Origin of the sequence: Bdellovibrio sp. ArHS, from assembly GCF_000786105.1 — a bacterium.
In the GTDB taxonomy this organism is placed as follows: Bacteria; Bdellovibrionota; Bdellovibrionia; order Bdellovibrionales; family Bdellovibrionaceae; genus Bdellovibrio.
On sequence record NZ_JTEV01000006.1, the window covers coordinates 105,994 to 129,947 of the forward strand.

The 23,954-nt window shown below is 47.2% G+C and carries 18 protein-coding genes; 7 read left to right on the forward strand and 11 right to left on the reverse strand.

Translation table 11 applies throughout. From position 1 onward, the window contains the following. Positions 1-78: 78 nt before the first annotated feature. Positions 79-573, forward strand: a complete 495-nt coding sequence (locus OM95_RS03505; protein WP_041870327.1) for a hypothetical protein — start codon at positions 79-81, stop codon at positions 571-573. Here the strand turns inward: OM95_RS03505 and OM95_RS03510 are convergent. Next, positions 570-1,445: a hypothetical protein gene (locus OM95_RS03510; protein WP_041870330.1), complete on the reverse strand. Its 876-nt coding sequence runs from the start codon at positions 1,443-1,445 to the stop codon at positions 570-572. The genes OM95_RS03505 and OM95_RS03510 overlap by 4 nt on opposite strands. A gap of 57 nt (positions 1,446-1,502) precedes the next feature. Further along, positions 1,503-2,774: a hypothetical protein gene (locus tag OM95_RS03515; protein WP_041870333.1), complete on the reverse strand. Its 1,272-nt coding sequence runs from the start codon at positions 2,772-2,774 to the stop codon at positions 1,503-1,505. A 55-nt stretch (positions 2,775-2,829) separates the two neighbouring features. On the opposite strand from OM95_RS03515, the gene OM95_RS03520 reads away from it, so the two are divergent. Then, positions 2,830-4,308 carry a serine/threonine-protein kinase gene (locus OM95_RS03520; protein ID WP_291515512.1) on the forward strand — a complete coding sequence of 493 codons (1,479 nt, stop codon included), beginning with the start codon at positions 2,830-2,832 and terminating at the stop codon, positions 4,306-4,308. Between the two features lie 46 nt (positions 4,309-4,354). On the opposite strand, the gene OM95_RS03525 is transcribed toward OM95_RS03520, so the two are convergent. From OM95_RS03525 to OM95_RS03535, 3 genes are all read right to left on the reverse strand, one after another. Beyond that, entirely contained in the window at positions 4,355-4,732 is a 378-nt protein-coding gene (locus OM95_RS03525) for a hypothetical protein (RefSeq protein ID WP_041870340.1), read from the reverse strand. Between the two features lie 137 nt (positions 4,733-4,869). Next, on the reverse strand, positions 4,870-5,145 hold the full coding sequence (locus tag OM95_RS03530) for a hypothetical protein (RefSeq protein WP_041870343.1): 276 nt from the start codon (positions 5,143-5,145) through the stop codon (positions 4,870-4,872). A 115-nt stretch (positions 5,146-5,260) separates the two neighbouring features. After that, entirely contained in the window at positions 5,261-8,845 is a 3,585-nt protein-coding gene (locus tag OM95_RS03535; RefSeq protein WP_291515513.1) for an Ig-like domain-containing protein, read from the reverse strand. A gap of 316 nt (positions 8,846-9,161) precedes the next feature. Here OM95_RS03535 and OM95_RS03545 point away from each other — a divergent pair, with 316 nt between their 5' ends. Both OM95_RS03545 and OM95_RS03550 read left to right on the forward strand, forming a co-directional pair. Then, positions 9,162-9,785, forward strand: coding sequence for a hypothetical protein (locus OM95_RS03545; protein ID WP_041870352.1), 624 nt, complete (start codon positions 9,162-9,164; stop codon positions 9,783-9,785). Positions 9,786-9,872: 87 nt separating this feature from the next. After that, complete coding sequence (locus tag OM95_RS03550; RefSeq protein ID WP_041870358.1) at positions 9,873-11,801, forward strand: hypothetical protein; 1,929 nt, start codon at positions 9,873-9,875, stop codon at positions 11,799-11,801. A gap of 325 nt (positions 11,802-12,126) precedes the next feature. Here the strand turns inward: OM95_RS03550 and OM95_RS03555 are convergent, their stop codons facing one another. The 4 genes from OM95_RS03555 to OM95_RS03570 all read right to left on the reverse strand — a co-directional run bounded on the left by OM95_RS03555 (position 12,127) and on the right by OM95_RS03570 (position 16,001). After that, on the reverse strand, positions 12,127-13,263 hold the full coding sequence (locus OM95_RS03555; protein WP_041870360.1) for a hypothetical protein: 1,137 nt from the start codon (positions 13,261-13,263) through the stop codon (positions 12,127-12,129). A gap of 122 nt (positions 13,264-13,385) precedes the next feature. Next, complete coding sequence (locus OM95_RS03560) at positions 13,386-14,354, reverse strand: hypothetical protein (protein ID WP_041870363.1); 969 nt, start codon at positions 14,352-14,354, stop codon at positions 13,386-13,388. Positions 14,355-14,591: 237 nt separating this feature from the next. Then, positions 14,592-14,900, reverse strand: a complete 309-nt coding sequence (locus tag OM95_RS03565; RefSeq protein WP_291515514.1) for a KH domain-containing protein — start codon at positions 14,898-14,900, stop codon at positions 14,592-14,594. 297 nt (positions 14,901-15,197) lie between these two features. After that, positions 15,198-16,001, reverse strand: coding sequence for a hypothetical protein (locus OM95_RS03570; RefSeq protein WP_041870365.1), 804 nt, complete (start codon positions 15,999-16,001; stop codon positions 15,198-15,200). Between the two features lie 162 nt (positions 16,002-16,163). Between OM95_RS03570 and OM95_RS03575 the strand changes: the two genes are divergently transcribed. From OM95_RS03575 to OM95_RS03585, 3 genes are all read left to right on the forward strand, one after another. Next, positions 16,164-16,976: a TIGR02147 family protein gene (locus OM95_RS03575; RefSeq protein ID WP_291515515.1), complete on the forward strand. Its 813-nt coding sequence runs from the start codon at positions 16,164-16,166 to the stop codon at positions 16,974-16,976. A gap of 291 nt (positions 16,977-17,267) precedes the next feature. After that, a complete protein-coding gene (locus OM95_RS03580) occupies positions 17,268-18,638 on the forward strand; it encodes a cache domain-containing protein (RefSeq protein WP_041870369.1) in 1,371 nt (456 codons plus the stop codon). Then, the gene (locus tag OM95_RS03585; RefSeq protein ID WP_041870370.1) at positions 18,631-19,029 is read left to right on the forward strand and encodes a bacteriohemerythrin; all 399 of its coding nucleotides are present in this window, start codon (positions 18,631-18,633) and stop codon (positions 19,027-19,029) included. The genes OM95_RS03580 and OM95_RS03585 overlap by 8 nt, the downstream gene beginning before the upstream one ends. Positions 19,030-19,060: 31 nt before the next feature. Here OM95_RS03585 and OM95_RS17060 read toward each other — a convergent pair whose 3' ends face one another. Both OM95_RS17060 and OM95_RS03595 read right to left on the reverse strand, forming a co-directional pair. Beyond that, positions 19,061-21,787, reverse strand: coding sequence for a glycine-rich protein (locus OM95_RS17060; protein ID WP_291515516.1), 2,727 nt, complete (start codon positions 21,785-21,787; stop codon positions 19,061-19,063). A 262-nt stretch (positions 21,788-22,049) separates the two neighbouring features. Next, positions 22,050-23,939 carry a methyl-accepting chemotaxis protein gene (locus tag OM95_RS03595; protein ID WP_291515517.1) on the reverse strand — a complete coding sequence of 630 codons (1,890 nt, stop codon included), beginning with the start codon at positions 23,937-23,939 and terminating at the stop codon, positions 22,050-22,052. Positions 23,940-23,954: the final 15 nt, after the last annotated feature.

Sequence of the window (23,954 nt, forward strand, 5' to 3'; positions counted from 1 at the left end):
TAAATGTCGCCGCAGAAAAACTTCTCAATTTAAGAGCCATCGAATCTCAGCTACATTCCTCGGTTGTAAAGGAAATATATGAATAATTATTTTTTTGTATCACTCTTGATGTGGATTCCGTTGTTTTCCCCTGCCATGACGACCGAAACCGTTTGCACGCCACAGGGTCCGACCACGATTGAGGCGGGCCCATCCACAGGAAGTATTTCCCAAATACATTCCCTGAAGATTTCATTCTCAGAGGCCTTGCCGTCCCCCCAAATTTTTATGAGCGTGGAAGGTCTTGATAGTCTGGGCAAAAAGGTCAGCGGTATCGAAGCCTATGAGTTGAAGGATATGAAGTCGGGAACTCTTTTAGAGCTTCAAGGAAGCCCCTCCAATATTTTTGAATTTGACGCGATCTTTTTGGAACTAGGAGCTCCCGAAGTAGAAACCGCAGGCCCCATTCCTACTGGAACTTTTGCCCTGAAAGCCTCGATGGCTTTTATAGACTCGAATGTCTTTTATTTAAATCCGTATCCGATGGCGCTCTCTCGAGTCAATTTCGACTGCCAGCAGACGGTCCGTTACTAATTGCACTCACAGCCATTTTGACCGGCCTCAAGACAGAAATTCTTTTTCACGAAGTAACAGCTATAGGTCTTTTCTGCGCCCGCACTGGCTTCGCCTAGGCGGGTTCTTTTGAAGCCTTTGCGGCAACAAGGAACCGCCTCCCCGTGGCAATAAGCGGGGCTGCGCGCAGCCACATTCGTTTTAATGCTGACGTCTTCATCGGGGTACTGACACTTCTGCTGCGCTGGCATCCAGACAACCGTGCCACTTAAATCACCAGGAAAAAAACATCGCCGTTGGGAGTTCATGCCGCCCCAAAGATTGAGCATGCTTCCTCCCTGCATCACACAGGTGTAGTCAACGGAACTTTCTCCGCCGCAGCTTTTTACTTTATTCGTGCCAGGCTCTACTTCTAAAATAAGTGGAATCACGATGGGTTTGAAAGAGCTGGGCCCCAACATCGTCGCACTGGCAGTCACTTCGGCGTGAATCAAAAGCTTTGTTAAAATATAGTTTTCTAACATTGCCTGGCGACCTTCGAATGAAATTTTTTTGATCGTGTATCCATCTTCACTAAAGCCCGTTTGCAGCCACGTTTTGAGACCGTCCGCCGGGTCCTTAATAATCACGCCAGTGACATTGGGAGCCGCGTCTGTCGGAACGACTTGTCCCACCAAGGCCCGCGTACAATTTTCGGAAGAAGAAAACTGCAGATTGATAAGCGTATCTAAACGTATCAGCGAAGACTTTATGGAAAGGGCCTTTTGGCCTTTGAAACCGTCACCTAATGCCGTGGCAATTCCCAAAGCCAACATCGTCGTTAAACCCAAGGCAATTAGAACTTGTATGAGGCTGCTCCCGCGACGCCCTCTATCTTTCGATCTCACATTCATGATGGCTCTTTCCAGATGCGAAGAAAAGTGCGGGATGACTCCCGCACTTCCATAAGATTATTGTACACACACAGTTGAATATTTAATGGTTCCATCGGGAAGCATCGCATCCGACATAACCAACTTTTTAGAGCCGTTACGACATTGCGGAATATTTTTTGAATCGCAATACCCGTAATTTTCGACATCGAAGTATCCCGCTTGCGCGACCAGTGGCTCTGACGCTGTTCTGCAGGTGTTCACTCCTGCCGCTGATCCTTCGCTGTAAATGCTCGCGACAATGCGAGTTCCAGCCGAAGAATTTTTCACGCAGGCTGTTTGATACTTGATACTGTTCCCGTTGTTAGATTGAGTTGCACTCAAAATAACCTTCTTGGCATCTCCAGCACACTGAGGAATACCTTTCAGGTCACAATAAGCCACACCCTCTTCATCAAAATATCCTTGCGCTAAGGCCAAGGGATCATTCGGATAGATGCACGTGTTCTTTTCACTTGGATATTCCGTCTCGCTGTACATCGTAGACACGATTTGCGACTTAGTGCTTCCATTAACTACACACGCCGTGTGATATTTCACAGTTCGGGTGTTTGGAATCTGCACTGCCGACATAATGACTTTGTGAGAACCCTTTGCACACATGGGGATTTGGTCTCTATCGCAGTAAGAATACCCTCCTAAATCAAAATATCCCGTGGCTTTCAATTCCGCATTTTGAGCTGTCGCACATACATTCACTCCGTCAGTTGAGGCACTATAGGCCGTTGAAACGATTTGAAATCCCTGCTCTGCACTGTCTTTCACACAGACTGTGTGATAGACAATTTTTTTAGAAGGAGCACCGTTAGAAACAGTGTTCATTTCCGTCTGAGTCCACACGACTTTTTGGGAACCATTTCGACATTGAGGAATATTGTTCTGATCACAATAAGAATAGTTACCCAGATCCCAATAACCCACCTTCGCCGCAGCGGGATTGGCGGCTGTCGCACACTGATTTAGACCTGTCTTCAGGTCGTTCTCACTATAGATTGTCGCGACGATAGCGCTGTTGAGTAGTGTTGAAGGATTGGCAGGATTAGCAACGGGCTCATTGCCCTGATTTTGCGAAGGGGGCGAACCACTCCCACCCTGATTCATATCCCCACGATCGGATCCTTCCCCATAAAATATGGGAATGCCAGATGCCTGACCATTGGAAGACAGAGATGCTTCATTCATGGCTCCAAACTGTTGTGGAGCACAGTTTTGAAAAGCCAGTATAATCACGACGCCGCTTCCTAATGCGGCAAAGCTCCACTGCACTTTTCTTTTTGAGATAAAGTTCATACTTCCCCCTATAGACAGGTCTCATCGTCTGCACTAGACGTTTTCTAGAGGTTGTATGGCTACCCAAGTATTACAAACTGTGTTTTTTTATAAGTACACACTTCAATTCGACCGACAGTTAATAAAAGGAACCAAAATGGAGCAAATCGGCCGTTTTCAAATTCTAAGATCGTTGGCTTCTGGTGGCATGGCGGATATTTTTCTTGCACGAAAAATTGGCGATCCTTCTTCACAACTCTTCGTCATTAAAAGAATTGGCGCACAAGCCGACGACAAATGGTTTTATTCAAAACTTTTTTTAAGAGAAGCGAAACTATCTATTTCCTTGAATCATCCAAACCTGGTGCAAACCCTGGAAATGGGCACTCATGAAGGAAATTTGTATCTTGTTCAAGAATATATCGAAGGCGTGAATCTTAAAGAAATTATGAGCGTTGTCACCCTGCTGGGACGCTTTTTTCCCACAAGTATGGTTTATTATATCATGGCGAAAGTCTCTCTGGGGCTTTCTTACATGCATGGGCATATTTCTTTGCAAAGCCATCAGCAGATTTGTCTTCATCGCGATCTGAGTCCTCACAACATCATGCTCAGTCGCGGTGGTGAGGTCAAAATTATCGACTTCGGTGTGTCTAAGTCTTCAGATAGTGAGTCTTTGACACAAGCGGGAACCATCAAAGGTAAATACACCTACATGAGTCCCGAGCAATTGTGCGGGGAAAACGTCACGCCCGCCTCTGATATCTTTGCCCTGGGGATTATTTATTACGAGCTTTTGACAGGAAAACGTTTTTTCTCAACCTCGACTGAGTTAGAAACCATCCAAGCTCTTTCACAGTGGTCTCTTGAAGAGGTACAAAAACGAATTCTCGATGTGGGCACTGAAGATGCTCGGATCTTGCAATCGATGTTGGATCCCGATCCACAACGCCGAGTTTCTGCCTTGCAACTGGCGGCGGTTTTTGAAACGTCTCTGAAAAGTCTGGATGCGCATTATGGGGTCGATCAGTTTGCAGCAACGCTTCGCGAGTATATTGGTGAAAGCGCCTCTGGACTCAACCTCAGCAAAGGAAATCAGTCCACAGAAAGTCTGACAGCACAATCCGAGATCAGTGAAAAAAAGCCATCCATGCAACAGCACATCACTCTTTACGAAGTCTTGACGGAAAAACCAAGGACTTCGTCATTGAATCGATCACTGTTGACTCTGTCTTTCGCAGTTCTTTTCGGAGGATATCTTTTCTGGAAAGTCGACGACGATACTTCAAAAAAACGAGTCCCCGCTTCGCTGGCGCCAGTAAAAAAAGAGCCCCGTTCTTTGCTTTTGAAATTTGACCAGTTTAAAAACAACAAGTCGCTGGAAGTGTCACTTAATGGCGCTCGCGTCTTAAAGAAGGATATTCTAGCGGGAATTAAGGTTTTTGATGGGGACCAGGTTGCGATCCGATTTTACTCTTTAAACGACCGAAGATGGAAAAGCTCAGTAGCGACGATTAACACGTCAAGTTCCCCGATCTTTTCAGAAGCTGAGTAGCAAGAAAAAGGGGCCGCGGGAGGGGAAATGCGACCCACTCTATTAATTAATCTTGAATCGTACACTTAATCGGCGATCTGAGGTCACCGTTGATAAATTCTCCGACCAGAACCGGATATAGACGACCATCGACGTCTTCGTGCCACTCGAGCGCAGAAGCAAATGCCAGAGTGTATTCACGTCCCGTCGCCAAAAGGCGATAGGTCACTTCCGACGAAGATTGTTCTATAATTTCGATAGGATTGCTGCGGCTGGAAATATATTTAGGTGCCTTGGATTTCATTTTAACCAAAGCAAAGTTACCCAGGCCTGGAGACACGCAAAGAAGCGTTTTCGCCTCGGATAGATCTTTTTGTTCAGAGCTTGCCGCCAGCGCCTGAAGGCCGCTGCATACCACAAGAAGAGAGATAAGCATTTTTTTCATAGGAAGACTCCCGTTTACGATTTGCCCTAATCTCGCATAAAAGAGCCTGCCTCGCCAGATCTGAGATCACACCGGGAATCTTATTTAGGATTGACTGTGTTTATGACAAAGACACGGCCGTAAAAGCTTTTACGGGATTATTTATGAGTACAACAAACCTGAAGCACATCCTTTTTTGGGTCCATAGGGAAAACAGTAAAGGGACGATTCAGATCGCAGCTTTCTTTCAAGAAGTCCGCAACACTGAAGTTAAAAATTTGACCCGATCCATCTTCGAAGGAAGATTTGCAAAAAAACTCTCCACTGTCGCGTACGAAAGCTATATCACGATCTTTTTTCGCAGTGGGTTTGGCCTCTTTGGCGTGGGTCGATGTTGACATAAGAATAACAAGACTTAGAATTGCTGTTTTCATTGCATACCTCACTTTGTCTTCTCATCGACAGCATCTTCATTTTATAAAGAAAATTTGAGGAGTTGCGGGAACAATCTGTGTTTCATGATCGAAACACAGGATGCTTTATCGTCTATTAATATCCTGGGCCTGACCATCCCCAGAAGTGATACTGACTGGCCCCTTTGACCGCCACAAATCCTGAGTCGGTGCTATAGATTTTTTGAACTCCGGAAGCCAGTCCCGGCGAGTTCCCTTGCGTGTAATCTTCTACCTGGCCCCAGGTGACGACTGAGCCGTCGGATTTTAAAGCTGCGAATCCCCTCTTGCTAGTCGCAATGTCGATCACTCCCGAAGTCAAGGAACCACCACGCGCCCCATAGGTCACCGAAGTATGATCTCCTCCTGTCGCCGGTTTTCCCCATGTGACGACTGAGCCATCTTCCTTTAACGCAGCAAAGGCCCCGTCACCATTCGGGAAAAGCTTCACCACTCCAGAGGTCAGCGTTCCTCCCTTATTCGCGTAGCCTGATTTCAAATGATCACCCCCAGCACTGTCACTTCCCCAAGTGACAACGGATCCGTCGGACTTCAAAGCCGCAAAGGCGCCGTTACCAACATTATCAGAACCATCCAATTCCGAGTTTTCGTAAATATGGACAACCCCCGAAGTTAAAACGCCACCCTTTGCCCCAAAGAAAGTGGGATGAGTGTGATTTCCACCCAATGAGTTTATTCCCCAAGTCACCACAGAGCCATCCGCCTTCAAGGCGGCAAAGGCACCTGCTTTGTTGGCAAATATTTTTATGACTCCACTATCTAGGGTGCCGCCGTTGGCGCCGTAGCCGTGAACCACATCAGTGTGATCACCGCCATAACTAGCGGTTCCCCAGGTCACAACAGAGCCATCGGATTTCAATGCCGCAAACGCGGCATAGGTGGCAACGATCTGCTTCACTCCACCTGTGAGTGCTCCTCCCTTGGTACCATGGGTCGCATTTGTGTGATCTCCTCCAGACCACAGATCTCCCCAAGTGACAACCGAGCCGTCGGACTTCAGTGCAGCAAAGCCGCCCAATTTATTAGAAAAAATTTTAACGACGCCTGAGGACAGGCTTCCACCCTTTGCCCCGTAGGTTGCATGGGTATGATTTCCCCCGCGAGTTGGGGCCCCCCAGGTGACCACGGAGCCATCTGTTTTGATGGCTGCAAATGCTTCTTCACCACTGTAGATGGCTTTGACCCCACTTGTGACGGTTCCACCTTTCACGCCAAAAGTTGCATGCAGATGATCCCCCCCAGTATCTATTAATCCCCAAGTCAGAACAGAACCGCCAAGCTGTAGCGCAGCGAAAGAAGTCGCATTGTTAAATATTTTGCTTGCACTTAAAGCTCCTCCTGACGGAGCCACTTCACATCTATATACTGAGTCATCTTGGCCTTGTGAACCGTCGGCCTGCCAACGAATAATGGCGTTCGTTTCGGTTATGGCAGCCCCACACTTTTTCGCACCGTAAACTCGTATCACTTGAGTACTTGGATTTTTAAGTGCAGGGTCTAAGTAGGCAAATGAACTTCCCGATCCGGGGTCCTCCCAAATATCTACGTAACCGTCAGGACGAAGAAACGCATGCCCCCAAATTCCATCACCCATTTTTGCGATACTTCGCGAGTCATAGGTCCACGTCACCTCGGCCGCATTTCCTGCAGCATCCTGAAGCTGAACTTTCAAGGGTAAATATCCCGAGTAAATGAATTGTGCTTCCCAACGTCCTCCCTGGCATTGTACTGGGGCTACGGGTTGAACATAACTTCCGACAAAGGTGATTGTCCTGCCCTCTTCGGAACATCCGCCTTCGATAACCAACCGACTATTGAGATCATCGTCTTGCTCGCCCGAAGATTTAGAAAAAATACTTAACTTGGGCGGCGTGGAATCCTCGGTGAATGCTCCCGCATACACACAGTTGGACTTATTTCCCGCGGCATCTACAATTTGCACATACAAGTGGGTTGTCGTGTTGGCGGGAACAATTGTTCCTTTAGAGAAATCTCCAGAAGAGTCAACAACGCCTGAAGTGAGCTCTGCCGTACAAATAGCATTCGAATATACTTTAAAATTAGCCAATGCTTCCGCATTTCCGCTGACCACCGGGTTTCCTTTGGCTGGCGAAGTCGGAGTTACCGACATATTCTGTGGATCGCCCGGGGGAACATTGTCGAAGACAACACTTAAGATGTTCGAGTCTGAATTGAAATTCCCATAGTCGTCTTGAGCTTTCCCGGACGATAACTGCAACTGCACGTTACCGACGGCCGAGGGAACGACATTGAAAGTAATTTCTTTTTTATCTAACGAGGGCGTCCACATTTCAATAGTGGCATTCGTCACTTCAAGATCTTCTTTCACAATATCGGTTGTACGCGACATTTTAAGAGAGACCGGAAAAGCCCCAGCAACGTGGGTTCCCGTTACCTCGGTTTCTAAAGTCGCAGATACTGATCCCGCCAGATAGTCCACCGTTAGCCAGTTGGAGGCGGTATTGTAGTTACTAAATTCGTCTTGTGCCTGATCTTCGGCGTAGTAGACTTTCACAGGGATACCACTGCTGATAGGGTTGATTGTGAATCTGTATTCATCGTCAGATCCACTCAAAAAAAGTCGCGTCCCATTGGCGACGTGAACATCTGCGCTGACAAAGCCAGTCACTTTCTTGGAAAACTTGATGGTGACGTCGAACATTCCATTCGTTTTGTCGCCGGCGTCCGTCGTAATTGTCACCGAGGGCTTTTCAGAATCATACTCGCGGAACAATTGATTCCCAGAGACGTTGAAATTTCCGGCTTCGTCCAATACTTTACCGGCATCCACTTTGATACTCACCGATCCTTTTAAGACAGGCGTGATACTTACATTGTATTTGCCTGCGCCTAAGTCCACAAGCCCGCCCACAACACCATTTTCAACAGAAAAATCCGATGCGAGAAGCTCTTGAATAGGCTCCCCGAAATCGACCGTCACAGCAATGGGGGATGCATTTGTCTTCGCTGAAACCAAGGAGGTGATCGTCGGCGCAGGCGCTGTTCGATCCAAAAGAACAGACTTGTTCACACAGTTGGAAGTATTGCCAGCTCGATCTCGAATTAACACCGAAAGATTTTTATTTCCATCAGTAACATCCGAAAGCGCGAATGAACTAAGACTCTGAAAAGACTTCCACGGACCGGTCCCACCACAGCCTGCGCCCTCAGAAAAAAGAACCTCATGAATATCGGTCGCGCTGGAAATGATTTGGACCGTCGGTTCTGTGATATTAATTTTCGCTTTGCCGCCGGCAACAACAACATTGTCAATGACCGGAGCTTGTGTGTCCTTGGTCACTGGAATAACCACGCGATCACCCGTTTTTGGGTGTTCAAGGTCGGTAATCACCTCAATGGTTCCGTCAGGTGTCATTGGGTCAATGGAGACTTCAACCTGCCACTTTCCATCTTTACACTGCACGGTTTTTTTGGGCGGAGGATTCAAAATTTCAAAGGATTCCAGTCCCTCTTTGCAGGAACCATCGACCGTGACCGTATTTGGATTTTGAATATTGATGACGGGCTCTGAAGTCCAGCTAATCGGCAACTTATTAAGACTCTCAGAACTTACAAGAGTCGCATCCAATGAACATCCTACCAACGGCAATGCGGCCACCGTTTTTAATAAGATACCCATCGATTTTAATAAATTGAATACCCCGCGCAAATACTACTCCCTTCGCATTTATGGAAGCGACCCTTCCTATTGGAACCACTCATGCTTATCGGGGGCCCGCTAAAGGATCTCGAGATCAATTGTCTTTTCGGTGGCCTTTTCTGTGTTTTTCGCGAAAACACAGATTTATTCACATATTTAGAAAATCTTGAGTTCGATGCCAGCGACAATCTCTATGTTTTTTCTTTAAGACACATTATCGCTGAAAGACCATCTTCAGACTCATGAGGTGCTCTCCGAAAAGCCAGACTCGGACCTGATCCGAGGGGGGAAAAGTATGAAAGAAGGATTTAAATGGGCTCTTACTGCAGTCTCAGTATCTGTTTTAATTTTGTTTTATCAAAACTGTAGCAATCCAGGATTTGAAACCCTCAGCCAGTCTTCACTGTCTATGAGCGGTGACTCCTTGATCGCACGCTCCTCAAAAAATGATGAAGCGCTCGCGTCTGCAAACTCTGCTGCTTCTGCCGCGAAGTTGAATTGTCCTTCTTTGGCCTACAATATTGCTGTCTGCCAAAAGGTTCAGCAAGAGGTCGGAGATACGTGCCGCATTGTCAGCAACTCGGGTGTGATTCTTCACGTCCTTCAGGGAAGCACAACCATGACTGATATCACAATTAACTGTACAGCTGTGAATTCTCCTACAACGACAGTGGAAGTCACACCCGCCCCGGGACAGTCTGGCGTCGGATCCACGGTGATTTCAGATCCCGGCTCAACGGGTAAACCAAAAAAACTTGTGTGCCCTTCACTGACTTTGATGATGGAAAAGTGTGCCATCGTCGTGAGAGACGTCGGTGATACTTGCCGAATCTCCAGTACGGAAGGAGCTCTACTGTATACACTTCAAGGCCACAACGGGCAAACCACGGATATCTGGACACCTTGCCATCTAGAGTAAAGAAACTGGATTGATTGGAAGGCGTAGCTCTAAGCGCCTTCCAGTTATTCGACTAAAACAACCAAAGCTTATAAACGGGAGTTCTTCATGCGTCGTCTCAATTTAGGGTCCCACATCGTCCCCGCTCTCGTTGCGGGCTCCTTTATTTTTCTTCTTACTAGTTGTTTGAATGGCAAATCGGACAAGAAGTCGCAGAAGACTGAAGAGGCCTTCAGATATTCTAAAGTCGAAATGTCTTCCTATTCGGTTAGCCCTTCGAGTGTTGAGATATTGCAAGACCCCAGACTGACTTTGGGAGTCGCGCATGGTTTTGCAAACACCCTCTCAGAATTTCGCAATTCTGAATGTTCAAGAGCCTGGGATATTAAATTGCCTTCGTTGATGCAAGCCCCTTGGTTGTTCTGGGAGATTGCCGAAAAAACTTATTTCTGCGACAACGCTTCGTCTCCGCAGATTCGAGGTCGCGAAATTTCCTATGCCTCTGCGGATCTCTCTAAACGCTTTATCATTCCGAATGACTCGAGCGAGGGGGCCTTCCGGATGATTTACGACACTTCGAAAGAATGGCGCAAGGGTTGCAACCTATCAAAACCCGATGGAAATCTGCTGCCGCGCTACCCGCATCCTGCCACCCAATGGCCTCACTTTTTAATCGGCCAACTTTTTGAAGACCCCCGTCAGCCTCAAAAAAATCTTTGGCTGAATGCCGGGAAAAAATACACTCTTCGCGCTTCCGTCCGTTTAAATGAAAGCCAAAGAATGATGGTTGAAAACTGCCCACAAGGCAGTTGGCCAACACCTGGAAATGGCGACGAAACCCATCAGATTTTTTACATCGCTCTTATTCTAAAACATAAAAACCATCCTCGTCACATTGGGACTAAGATCAATGTCAACCAGATCTATGCCCTCGCACCTGTGTTTTACTCTCCCGATGGCACCAACCACTTAGACGTAGGTTCCTGGGTCGATTCGGATCAATTTGGCAACGCCGTTCATTTTGCCCCAGGCTATCCTCAGCTTCGACGAGGTTCCTGGGTCGACGTGCAAATAGATGCGGATGCAATGACCCAAAGCGCCTTGAATGCCATTCAAGAAAAATATGGCGAGACTTTAAGACCCGATGATTATCACGTCCTCGGAGTTTTAATTGGATGGGAGATCTGGGGCGGCTTTAAAAATGATATCGAAGTTAAAAATCTGTCGTTTCAAGCCACCGACAGCCCCCCGCCTCCTCCTCCGTCTTCGGATCCTTCATATGGAACAATCTTAGGACATATCGACGGTCTGAGCTCTTCTGGTTCGAACTATACGGTGAATGGTTGGGCTTGCGGCAAATCCGCTGCGACTTCGATCCCGGTTCATCTCTATTTAGGCGGCCAGGCCGGCACCGCGCAATCTATTTATGCCGGAGCTTATCAAGCTAATCTCTCCAGCGAATCTGCGATCTCGTCTTTATGTGGAACTCAAGGCATCCCTCATCGTTTCGCAATTCCGGTGAGCAAAGCCCTCGCTGAACAACATGCGACGAAACCGCTTTTTGTCCATGGCATATCGCCCTCGGGTCGACCGAATGCGATGATTGGGAACTCGGGGAATGTATTATTGCCCCCGCGCGCAGAAATTCCTCCACCGCACGCGCCGACGCCTGATGAAGACAGCGGAATCATTCGAGGCTTTATCGATGGCATTGAACACTCCGGCACCCAACGTGCTCTAGTAGGTTGGGCCTGCGGAACGAAAATTTCAACACCGATTCAAATTCATCTTTATGTGGGATCTTCGGCGGGTACTCCCGGAGCAACTCTGATCGGTGGTTACACCGCCAATCAACCTAGCGAACCTGCGGTGGCCCAAGCTTGCGCTTCCGCTGGTAACGCTCATCGTTTTAAAATTCCTTTGAGCGCAGAATTATCACAGCGACATGCTGGCAAACGAATTTACATACATGGCATTTCTCCGACGGGAAAAAGCAACGACTTGCTAGGAACCTCGAAAGAGCTTTTCGTTCCCTAATTTAAAACGACTGGATCCTCTCACTTAAACAACGCCTGGCTTTGCGCCAGGCGACGCTCACAATAGGTCCCGGCCTTCACTGTCAGACTGTCAAAAGTCGTTCGCCGCCAGGACAAAATCGACAAAAAAGACCTACGTTAAATATTCACTTCGTTGGAATCCAAAGGCGAAAATCTTCCCACAAGAAAACTGACCAGAAAACTCCTTGGGCCTTGTCGAAGCATGGAATTTAGTGAGGTGGTTGAGGCGAGCGTCCCTGCTGAGCGCAGCATTGGACTAAGACGTGCTGCTATCAGAAGACTGTCTTCCGATAGCAGCGGATTGGTTACGAACACTGACACGTAAATACGGTCCCACGATCATTCGTGGCTTTGGCTCCCTTATTCGCCGTACTACAAGAGGCCGTGGGTGAGGACTCTGGACCAGCTACAATTCCTGACCAAGAACATCGCGTTCCTGTCGATCCTCCGTAATTTTTTGACCCGATCGCACAATCACCATAGCCAGGGCGTTTGACCACGATATTCGCGGACTGAAACACTTTACCTGTCGCCGGATCACGCACAACGGTGCGATAAGTTCCCGGGACGATCACGGGGTTTCCGCTCAAGTTAAAAACGGCTGTCGGATGTGTGAATGTTCGTGTCGCTGAATTGTAAGACCACTCAGGAAACAGATATCTAAACTTAGACGCGGAATCACACTTGAAGCTCTCTCCATAGCGAGGGTGTCCAGGTGGCATATCCAACGTATACTCAGAACAAACCTGAACATCCATAGGCGCGTTTTGGACCGTTTGGTTGATGATCGCCGCTCCGGCCAAAGAGCAGTCCACACGAGCGGCTTCGGTTGAAGCTCCATTCACAACAATACCAGATTGACAATGCCCGAATCCGGTTCGTTTCACCAGAATTTCTCCTGAACGAAAAATTTCTCCAGTATGATCGCGAACCACAAGCCAATAGCTGCCGGGAACAATGGTATCATCATCGTTCACCTTATAAGGTGTTCGTGTGGACCACTGCCTTAATGAGGCGTCATAACTCCACTGATCCAAATTTGGTGCCGCAAACTTTTCAGGTCGATCACAAAAACTTTGTTCATTATATCGAGGATGCCCTGCCGGCATATCCAAGATATATTCCGCACACACTGAGATCGACGAAGGAGCATTTTTAATCACCTGATGGATTTCGGAGCCCGCTTTAGAGCAGTCCTCTTTAGCTACGGCCGTCGAAGACGCTACCACTTGAATTTTATTTGTTAAGCTAGGTTCAGAATAATACCCTCCGGAGGAGTATCCTGGCACCGAAACTCCCCCTCCACGAGCAAAATTCGACGATGATGCGGATAAGGCAGCGCCTTCCGTATCAAAACCTTGCGAAGAACAGTTTTGAAAAGCCACGACTATTCCTGAGACCGCGACGACAGCCACGGTGCCCTTTACAAGACGACTCGACATTACATCCCCCTACTTACTTGCATTTTATCGGCTCGACCTTCGCCCGCCAGAAGAGACCGGCAGATGAATCCGTGTATTTCGGAACAAAACACAATTTCACTCTTTTTCTTGATTTCACTGTCTCAATAGCGAACATACCATCGCGTCGGAACAGCAATACCTGGGCAGCCATTGGTGTTGGGCTGATTGACAGGACTACAATATATACTTCCATCTGTTCCAAATCGTGCCGAAGCAGCGCCAATAAACGGATTCATTTCACCGGCAAATCGAACCGGGCTTAGACAGTAAATAGTTTTGGTAATACCTGATCGATACGCCTGCTGACACAATTCATTTCTATCCGAGGCCGTCACTCCAGGTCCGGTCACTTTTACGTCAGCACCTTCGCCAATAGCCTTTTCAAATTCTTCAAACTTTCCAAAAACAGTTCCGCCGGATTCCGAATTTTCATAGATCAGATGCCAGCGTCCGTCTTGAAAACAAGCGGCCTTTGATGGCCATCCTTTCGCGGCAAAATCCACACAGGTCGGCGAGTAGACACCCTGAGCTGTGCCTTGGGTCGGTTCACTTAAACGGCTGCAACTGACAATCTTTCCTGATTCATCCGTCGCCAAATGCAAAGGGACTGTGCGATTCATATTAATGCTCAGACCCGACTTTCCTTTTACACCAAGATCAATGGAACCTAAATAGCGATTGGCCCCGAGCGCGCTATCAACTTTGAAAGCAATACTTTCTACGCTCAGAATATTCTGATAAGGTTTGCCAACTTTGATGATCTCTTTAGACCCCAGAGCCCCACTGGCACTGACATCTTTGAAAACGACGTTGTTTTCGATGACCGCCGGCAGTGAGCCCGGCACCTGTTTCCCGGCAAAGTGTAAATTGCAGTAAGTCGGATCGCCAAGCATTCCGGAAATCTGAACAGCCAAATCCTCAGCGGCATAAAAGCTTCGCGAATGTGACATGCTGTCAATTCCGCTGGAGACGGCCGTCGCGATGCCGGCGACCAACATAGATGAAATACCGACAGCCAGCATAGTTTGCACTAGTGTGAAGCCTTTGTTATTTATCTTCGCCATCGCCATCTTTATCTCCTTGAGCAACATCTAAAGAATCTACTCGGCACAAAAATGAGGCCTCTAGATTGCCTATTCTTCATTTTCGTGTTTTCAAAAGATACACACTCAAAGAAGTCGGAGCTGACTCAAAACAGAACAATCAGCTGCAAAGGTTCGAAAAAGTTATGTGCTAATAAACGGACGAGGGGCCACTAAACAAGGCAGGGGAAAACATGCCGCAGTTCCCCCCTTTAATTGAACTAGCTACTTTTGCACATTATAGTAAGGAATTTCAATAATAGATCTAAAGCCATTTTTTGTTGTCATTGAAAGAACAATCTTCCTTAAAGACTCGATCATCTTTCCTTGCTTGCCCAATAAATGCCCCAAACTTTTTTGCGAACAGTTCACCTTAAAGATGGTTGTCTTTTCCCCATGTACTATTTCAACACCAAAGCCGGAAGTGTCGGGCAATATTCTTGTGAGAATATCTTCTAGAATCGTCTTAACTTCTTTAGAGTATTCTGTTCTGCATATGCGATTTGTTGAGGCCGTTTCATTGAAATCTTCCATCTGAGTCTCTTTCGAACTCCAAGAACTCGCGTCCTTCTTTTTTACTATTCGGATTACCGGTATGGCAGACATTGCCCCTCCCCTTCATTGACAACTTACACACAAGTAATGTTATCGGGAGATTTGAGGGTCTCGATAGATTTTTGGCGTCACCTAGATCTTGTTTCGTGTTTAAAGTAAAAAACACAAACAAGCGACGTCCTTCATAAGACGCCGCCATCGACACGATCCACTCCGAAACTTATTCACAAATTCAAAAAAATCCTTCATGGTTTGTGAACCCGCCCTTCTATCCCCTTAGGGGGTCGGACATTTGTTGATCAATCGGGATGTAATTCCCTTTCTTTTCAATAAAGCTTTTGCCGCCGTCGCTACATGTGAATTTGATTTATTCAGTCGTTCAAAAACACAAGACATCATCAAACCACCGTAGTCCTGTCTGGGGACCTGCTCTAGAGTAGCCTCGAATATCACCAACCATTTTTCAGACAAGATATTCCCGTGTGGCAAAGAACCAGCCATCCAGGATAGAGCATCCACTGACGAGTTCTGAAAATATCGCCCCAACGAACTCGACAAAAAGATTTTCCATCCGTCCGTTCGAGATAAAAATAGCTGCTCTTGGTCGGCCACTTTAAACAAATTTATTAAAGACCGTCGGCGAACGGCATTAGCCAAATTGACTAAATATTCAGAAGTCTCATAGTTCCCATCCAGAATACCCATGATCGGAAGGTATTCATGGATAACAATCTGTCGAAGAGAAATTGATCCTGAGTAGGTTCGCCATAACGACTCATTGATTTCAACCAGGGGTGGATTTCTTGAAGGATGATTGATTGCAATCACTTCGAATCCATTCCATAAAAGCTTTTCCCGCAATACAACCTCAGTATTCGAACCGGCGCTCTGCCACTGTGTTTTAAAGTTTTCATTCGGCGAAAACAGAAATGATGGGACCACATCAAAATCTCGATTCAGCTCTTCACGCAAGCTATGAAACTCTTGCAGAACAACGTTTCCTCCGTGTGTTTCATGTCCTGCGAATGACGATTCATAAAAAAACAGAACACTCGCGATCAAAAATATTTTTTTTCTCATTCACAAACTCCTCGTGAAAAAGAGTCTATAGGCTGACGAAATAAAAAAACAATATGAATAATCCAAGGTCCGGAATGCAGCATTCAAGCTTGGAAAAATGACTCAAACAATGTCTACTGAAAATAGTTGATCTTTAAAAACTATATTGATGCCGGAATTTTTATGAAAAATGTTAATAGCTGTGTAGAGAATCCCAACGACAACTTTGTAGAGAAACTAAAGGAAATTTTCTCCCGTCGCTCAGAAAAGAACTCTAAATACTCTCTTCGCGCATTCGCGCGAGATCTTCAAATAGAACCCAGTCTTCTTTCCAAAATCATGCGCGGTCTGTACCCTCTCACGGAAGCAATGCTGCAAAGAATCGCGCGACGCTTGGGCTTGTCCGAAGAAGAGATCGCGAACCTCGTTCAAGAATTTCGCTTACAAAATAAAGCTCTTGAAGAAGGGAAGGCTGAAAAAGCCAACACTTTTTTTCCAATAGCTATCGACCATCTTAAGTATATTTCCGAAAGCTATCACATTGATTTATTGGCGCTGATCGAAACGGTCGATTTTAAAAATGATATTGGTTGGATTGCAAATAGACTGGATCTATCAGAAGAAAAAGTGAAAGATGCATTCGACAGACTTGTTCGCCTCGGATATATCGTCCTGAACGAACAAAAGGTCACTTTGGGTAAACCACAATATTCCACGTTGGGGTTCCCTTCCACAAGTGACTCATTAAAACAGATGCAAGCGACTTCTTTAGAACAGGCTATAAAGGCATTATTCAAAGTTCCTCTAAACGAACGCAGTCAGTCCACGCTCACTTTTGCGGTGGACATGAAATTGATTCCAAAAATCATCGACGAAATAAATAGCTTCCGCCGAAAAATTAACAAATTAGCTTCCGTCGAGGGAAAACGCCCCACTGAAGTCTATCACCTTTCTTTATCGCTTTATCCGGTAACCACTAGAAATAATCGTCGATAAAACGATCAGCATACAATTCGAGAAATTTATATTGGGGTCGGCTGAGGTTCTGGCGACGGGGATCTAAGTACGCCATCTGCCTAGGAGCGAACAAAAGCCCCTCTATCTCGGGCCTATTTTGTCTTCAGCCATCAAGATTCGACAGCAAAAATCCGAAGTTCTGAACATATTCTGGTACTGGAGGGCCCGTTGCTCAAACTTTTTTGGAAGAATCGCAGCATCCATTCGAAACTCATCATTCTCTGTCTATTCTCCATCCTTCCCTATTGGCTGTTCATGAGCCTGTACCTAATGCCTTTGATTTTTCAAAATAAGATGCAGGACAGAAAGAATAGCCTCACAAAGGTCATCGACATCGTCACCTCAGAGCTTCAAGTCATTCAGAAAAAAGAAAAAACAGGACTGCTTTCAACTGAGCAAGCCCAGAATGCTTTCAAAGAACTTGTTCAAGCCCACCGCTATGCTGACAAAGAATATATCTGGATTCATGATCTTTCAGGCACCATGCAGTTACATCCAATAAATACAAAACTTAACGGCACTTCGATTCTTGCGATGAAGGACCCCAATGGAAATCCTCTTTTCCAAAAAATGAACGAGATCGTCAAGAAAGATCAGGCCGGATTTCATGAATACTTATGGCCCAAGCCCGGTGAGGAACAGCCCCAGCCCAAGCTCAGCTACGTCAAGCTGGACCCTCACTGGAATTGGGTTCTGGGGACGGGAGTGTATATTGATGATATCAATAAAGAACTGAACTCTTTGAAAAAAAATGTCGGCCTTGTCTACACAATCATCTCGGTTTTTTCGTTGGGGCTCTTTTATCTACTTTCATCAAACCTAGTCCGCAAAATCGACCAACTGAGTATCGACGTCGCTGCGACCAGCATTCAAATCGAGGGAATCAGCCAGTCCATTTCTAAATCTGGAAAAGAAGTGAATCTGAACACTGAGAAATCAAACGAAAATATTCAATCCAGTTTGGCATCGCTCAAAATTTTGCAGGAGATCTCTGAAAACAACCGGGCGCAATCTCACAATGTGGTCCATCTTTCCAAAGAATCTGAAATGGCCGCTAAGTCAGGCTACGACAAACTTCAGGAACTCAATCAGGCAGTAAAAGATCTTTCGCAAACCAACGAAAAGGTGATCGATTCCATGGCTGTTATCGACGACATTGCATTCCAGACTAACTTACTGGCACTTAACGCGTCTGTCGAAGCCGCTCGCGCCGGTGAAGCAGGGCGCGGTTTCGCGGTCGTCGCCGACGCTGTCAGATCACTTGCCTTGAAGTCTGCAGAAGCCGCAAAGGATGTCAGAACGGTGACGGAAGAGTCCAAGATTAAAACAGAAAAAAGCGTCCTTCTAGCTGAACAAGGCATGAGCGATCTAAAATCCATTTCAGATTCTTTTGTTCGCGTCGTCGAAATTAATCAAAAAATCGCCTTGGCTTCGGATCAGCAAAACGAAGGTGTCGGCCGGATTGAAAATGACATTCAAAACGTCTCCGCAACCATGGTCGACTTCGCCAAAAGCGCCCAGGAAACATCTGTGAATTCCTACGAGCTGTCGGCGTATTCAAAGGCCGTAATCAAACAGATAAATAAAATGACTGTGCAACTTATTGGCAAACTCCCAGAAAGAGACCTCAAGCATGACTAGAAATTTCAACTTCCAGTGGGACGACTCTTTGGTTATTGGTGTCGATACGATGGATCAGGATCATCAGAAGCTGATTCAGCTAATGAATGAGGTCTATCGTCTTTTCAAGAAAAATGCAGCCCATTCTGATATTGAAAAATCCATGGACCAATTAGGTGATTTCGTGGTCGAGCATTTTCAAAGAGAAGAAAGGTACTTCGATTCTCTGCCTGACTACGAAGACGGTCTTATTCACAAAGCCATCCACAAAAAATTGCTGGCACGATATTCTTCATTTCTTGAGGAATTCAAAAAGGGAAAAGAGATCAAAGAGGATTTTTTCTATTTCCTCAAAGCCTGGCTAGTGGCGCACATCGAAGGCGTTGACGCCAAATACGCCGAACACCCCTGAGCGAAGTCTCGATTGCGTGAATAACTAAAAATTAAAAGTCGTAATAGATAACAACACGGCCGGGGATTCCCGCCGTTCCTCTGAACCCGCCGACACCCGCAGTTCCTCGATCTGCGTCGGCCATATTGCCGGGATTCCGTCCTGAACCTGGCAAGGTTGATCCATTTTGAACTCCGGCGATGTAGGAGGATCCCCCGCCTCCGCCAGAGCCAATGGAACCACCTCCGCCACCGTAATATCCTCCACCGCCACCAGCAATACCTGTGTCGCCCATGGCTCCGTTGGCCCCTTGAGCAAAGGCCCCGGAAGGACTCGTGCCGAAATCTGCGCTCGATGCTCCCGCACCACCTGACGATTGACTTCCTCCCTTAGCCACATTGACGAAGGCCTCCATACCTCTTCCGCTGACTCCCGTTGTTCCGCCGCCGGGCCCGCCGTTATCCCCGCCCACCGCATTTTCAGAACCGACAGATCCGCCGCCACCGCCGCCAGCAACTAAAACACGCGACAATAAGGTCTGATCTCCGAGTCTAATGTCAGAGGCTCCGCCACCACTTCCGCCATATCCGCCTCCAGATAAATCATAAACTCCTCCGAAGCCGCCCCCGTTCCAAGCGCTGCCACCTGGGGCCGCTGATCCACCAACAAAAACGTAGAGTGTTTGACCAGAATACACATTCAACTCGCCGGTCGCGTACCCGCCTCCTCCGGCATTCCCCCCAAGGCTCATTCCGTACATATCTCCACCACCGGTGCCGCCGGCGCCCCACGCTTTGATGGTCACTTTCGTGCAGCCGGTGGGTTGAGTGAAGGTTTGCACGGCTCCGGTGTAATTGAAGACGACTTTTCCCGGAACGCAGTCGACGATGGATAAATTTGCTTCGCTGGTGTTGCCTAAAACATCAGTGACATTGACAACGGCCGCCCCGGTAACAGCAGGCGCCGTATACAGGCCGGTGACGGAGGCCATACTTCCGGCACCACTGATTAGAGAATAAATGTAGGGTGCGACCCCGCCTGTTGCTGAAAAAGATTTTGTCGTGTTGATATTCACGGAGCTTGATGAAGGTGAAATCGCCAACGCCGCGTTCACAGTGACCGAGGTTGTCGCGACGTTCAGCAAAGCATCTGTTACTTTGATCACAACGACCCCCGCACTACTCGGAGTATAAAGACCCGTGCTGCTATTTACTGTGCCAGCACCGGATTGAATCGCATAGACATAGGGGGCGAGCCCCCCACTTGCAGTGACTGTTAATGAGTTGGTGGTCGCAATAAGATTGCGATCTGCATTTAAAGAAAGTGGCGCCACTAACGATACAGACGACGAACTTGTATTTCCCAAGGCGTCCGTCACCGTCACGTGACCACTGCCAATCGAAGATCCGGCAGTGAGTGTCCCGTCGCTTGCGACCGTTCCTTGATCTGAAGAATACGTATAAGGAGGTACACCACCACTGGCGGAAAATTGAAAGCTTGTCTGTGTTACCAAAGTTTTCGACGCGGGTGAAAGACTGAGCGCGGGATTGACAGTGACGATGGCCATTGCGGTGTTGCCTAATGCATCCGTGACTGTCACCGTGTCTGTGCCACTCGTCGCAGGTGCCTCGTAATTTCCATGATTATCGATACTTCCCAAAATCGCATTATAAGAATAAGAAGCGACACCTCCAACGCCAGAGAACGTCCTGCTATTGCCAACCGCCAAAGAAGTCGACGCGGGAGTGATTTGCAAAGAGGGATTGACTGTCAACTGCGCTTCACTAGTGTTCCCTGCCGCATCTGCCACCTGCACAAGTAAAGTCCCGACACCTGTAGCCGTCACCGTTGTTTGATCTGCCGCTGAACTTAAAACTCCCGAACCACTTGAAATTGAAAAAACATAAGGTGCAGGCCCTCCCGAAGCGGAGAGAGTGAATTGGTTGCCCACAGCGATGGTCGCTAAAAGAGGATTGATCATCACCCCTTGCTGAACTTGCACCGTCGCTTCAGCTGTGTTGCCGAGAGCGTCCGTAACAAGAATCATGGTAATGGTCGCACTGGCTGGCGCCTGATAGGCCCCCGTGACAACACCCAATGTTCCATCGCCAATCAACATAGAGTAGGAGTAAGGAGGAACTCCATCGACCCCTTGAAACTGCGTGTGTGCCAAAGTCCACATTGTTTCAGACATGGGACTGATTTTCAGAGGAGAATTCACGGTGATATCCTGAAGCACCGTCGTCCCCGCCGCATCCGTCACGGCAATTGTGCTGATGCCCGTGTAACCTTGGGGACTATAAAGTCCCGTCGTCGGATCGATGCTGCCGCCTCCGGATAAAACTGTGAACTTAGGATGACCAATGCCGCCTGTCGCGGTGAAGGTATGATTGTTATTGGCCGCAATCACCACACTGCCTGAAGTGATTTGCAAAGGAGGCTTTACGACAATTTCAATGACGATGGCCTGTCCACTGCTATCGGAAATTTGGATGAGCGTTGTGCCCGGATTTGTGGGCGCGGTGAATTCTCCCGTTTGCGGATCAATGCTGCCTTCGCCAGAAAGAATCGTGTACACGTAATGTCCCTTACCGCCTTCGGGATGCAGACTGATACGATCTCCGATCACTACTTCGGGAGTCGTTTGCTCCAACGCCACCTTAAAAGCTGGAAGCGTCGAGATAAAGTCGGCAGACATCTGCCCACAGCCCCACAAACCTATTGCGAGTATCGCAATGAGACAGCCTTTAAGAAAGGAAGAACCTCCAGAACGTTGCACATGTCCTCCGAGCAAATAATATGAATTTGTTTAACAAACGGCACAGATCCGTGGAGTCTGAAGACAGCACCTCGAGGAAAATTCTGAAATCGAATGCATTGCGATTGGAGGGAAGATTCTGTTTCCGCTGTCATGATCGGCTAAAGCCCGGAAACACAGTCTCAGAACGAAAAACTTGAGTCTGAAAACCACGTGATTTTAGCAATCAAAAAAGGAAGAGTTTGAACAACTCTTCCTTTTTTTCTTTTAGATTTAGTTTAGCTTAAGCGGCTTTTTCTGCCGATGTCTCTTCTTCCTTTGGCGTCAGCGTGTGCACCGTCGCCAACTCGCCCTGAGTGCCGTAAACAACCAGCTTCAGCTCGTCCACGACCGCTTTCATGATTTGCGCTTGAGAGTTAATTTCATCAGCGGTTCCCGCGATCTCTTCAGAAGACGCCGCATTCGATTGTACGGACTGATCCAACTGATTCATCGCTTTGCTGATTTGTGTAATTCCTGTCGACTGCTCTTCACTCGCCGCAGAAATCTCGTTGTTCAAGTCAGAAACCTTCTTCACAGACTGCACAATATTTTTAAGCATTTCACCGGATTTAGCGGATTTTACAGTTCCGCGCTCAATCTTATCTACGGACTCTTTAATAAGACCAGTGATATCTTTCGCTGCAGAAGCCGATCTTTGCGCTAAAGAACGTACGGCTTCCGCGACAACCGCGAACCCTTTACCATGCTCACCCGCACGAGCCGCTTCCACAGAGGCATTTAACGCCAGAAGATTTGTTTGGAATGCGATATCATCAATCACGTTGATAATCTCTTCGATTTGTTTTGATGATTCAGAAATTTCTTTCATTGAAACAAGAAGTTCTTCCATCTCTTTTTCACCTTGAACAGCGAACTCAGAGGAAGCTGACGAAAGCGACGCCGCCTGTTTTGCATTGTCAGAGTTCATCTTCACCATCGAAGTCATCTCTTCAAGGGCCGCCACGGTTTCTTCCAAAGAAGCCGCAGACTCACTTGAAGACTGAGAAAGAGATTGACCAGCGATAGACAACTGTTGAATCGCGCTGGAAACCTGATCGCCAGAATTCTGAAGCTTTCCAGACAAGTCGCTGACTTTTTTAGAGATAAATTGAGCGACGATAACCACTGCCGCCAGCAAGAACAACAGGCCGGTAAAAGCAATTAGAACCTGAGTCCACACCATTGATTTTGCCGCCGCTAAAACAGTGCTTGTTGGCGTTCTGACAATCAAAGCCCAAGGCTCTTCTGTATGGCCCACATTCATAGGAGAAACCACATAGAGATATTCTTGAGAGTCTTTTGGATCAACGCCTGTTAGCACGACCTCTTTGCCGTCTTTAATCGCCTCTTTAAATTTTTCCTCTTCGAAAGGATAAATTGCCGGCTTGGTGATTAATTTATCATCGGGATGTGAAACGTAATTGCCATGAGCCGTTACCAAGAACGCCTCAGACGTAGGGAATGGCTTGATCAGAGCCGTTTTCTTTTGCAACTCTTTCAAAGGAAGATCCACGCCGGCCGCGCCCACGAATTTTCCATCGATAACAATAGGCACCACCGCTGATGTCATTAAGACCTGTACGCCGTCGATAGGATACAGATAAGGCTCGATCATGGTTTCTTTTTGACGGGCCTTAGGCACAAGATAATAGTCCCCCTCACCGGCATTGGCATATCCCACCAAAGGAGTTAGCGTTGCTTTTCCACCTTCCCAATTCAAATAAGGAACGAAACGACCAGTTCCGTCATGTCCTTTTGCATTTGTGAATTCGGAATCGCGACTATCCCAGGCATTGGGTTCCCATCCCGTCCATGCACCGATGAGAAACTTATTTCTTTCAAGAACCTCTTTCAAAGAGGCCGTCACCGGCTCACGCTGAATGTATCCATTCTTTTTATAGGATTCGAAGAAGTGAGCCATGACTCGGGCGACATCCAATCCACGTTCGACTTCAAGACGCATTTCCGTCGCATAGGCGCGAGCTGTTTCAACTGTTTTTTCAGTCGCTGCCTGTTCGGCCGTTTCATGACCGTTTTTTGCCATAAGGAAAGTCATTGCCCCTAATACAAATAGCGCAATAAGAATAATAGGAACAGCTAACTTAACCCGAATTGAATAGTGTTTATTCATTTTACAAATCCTTCT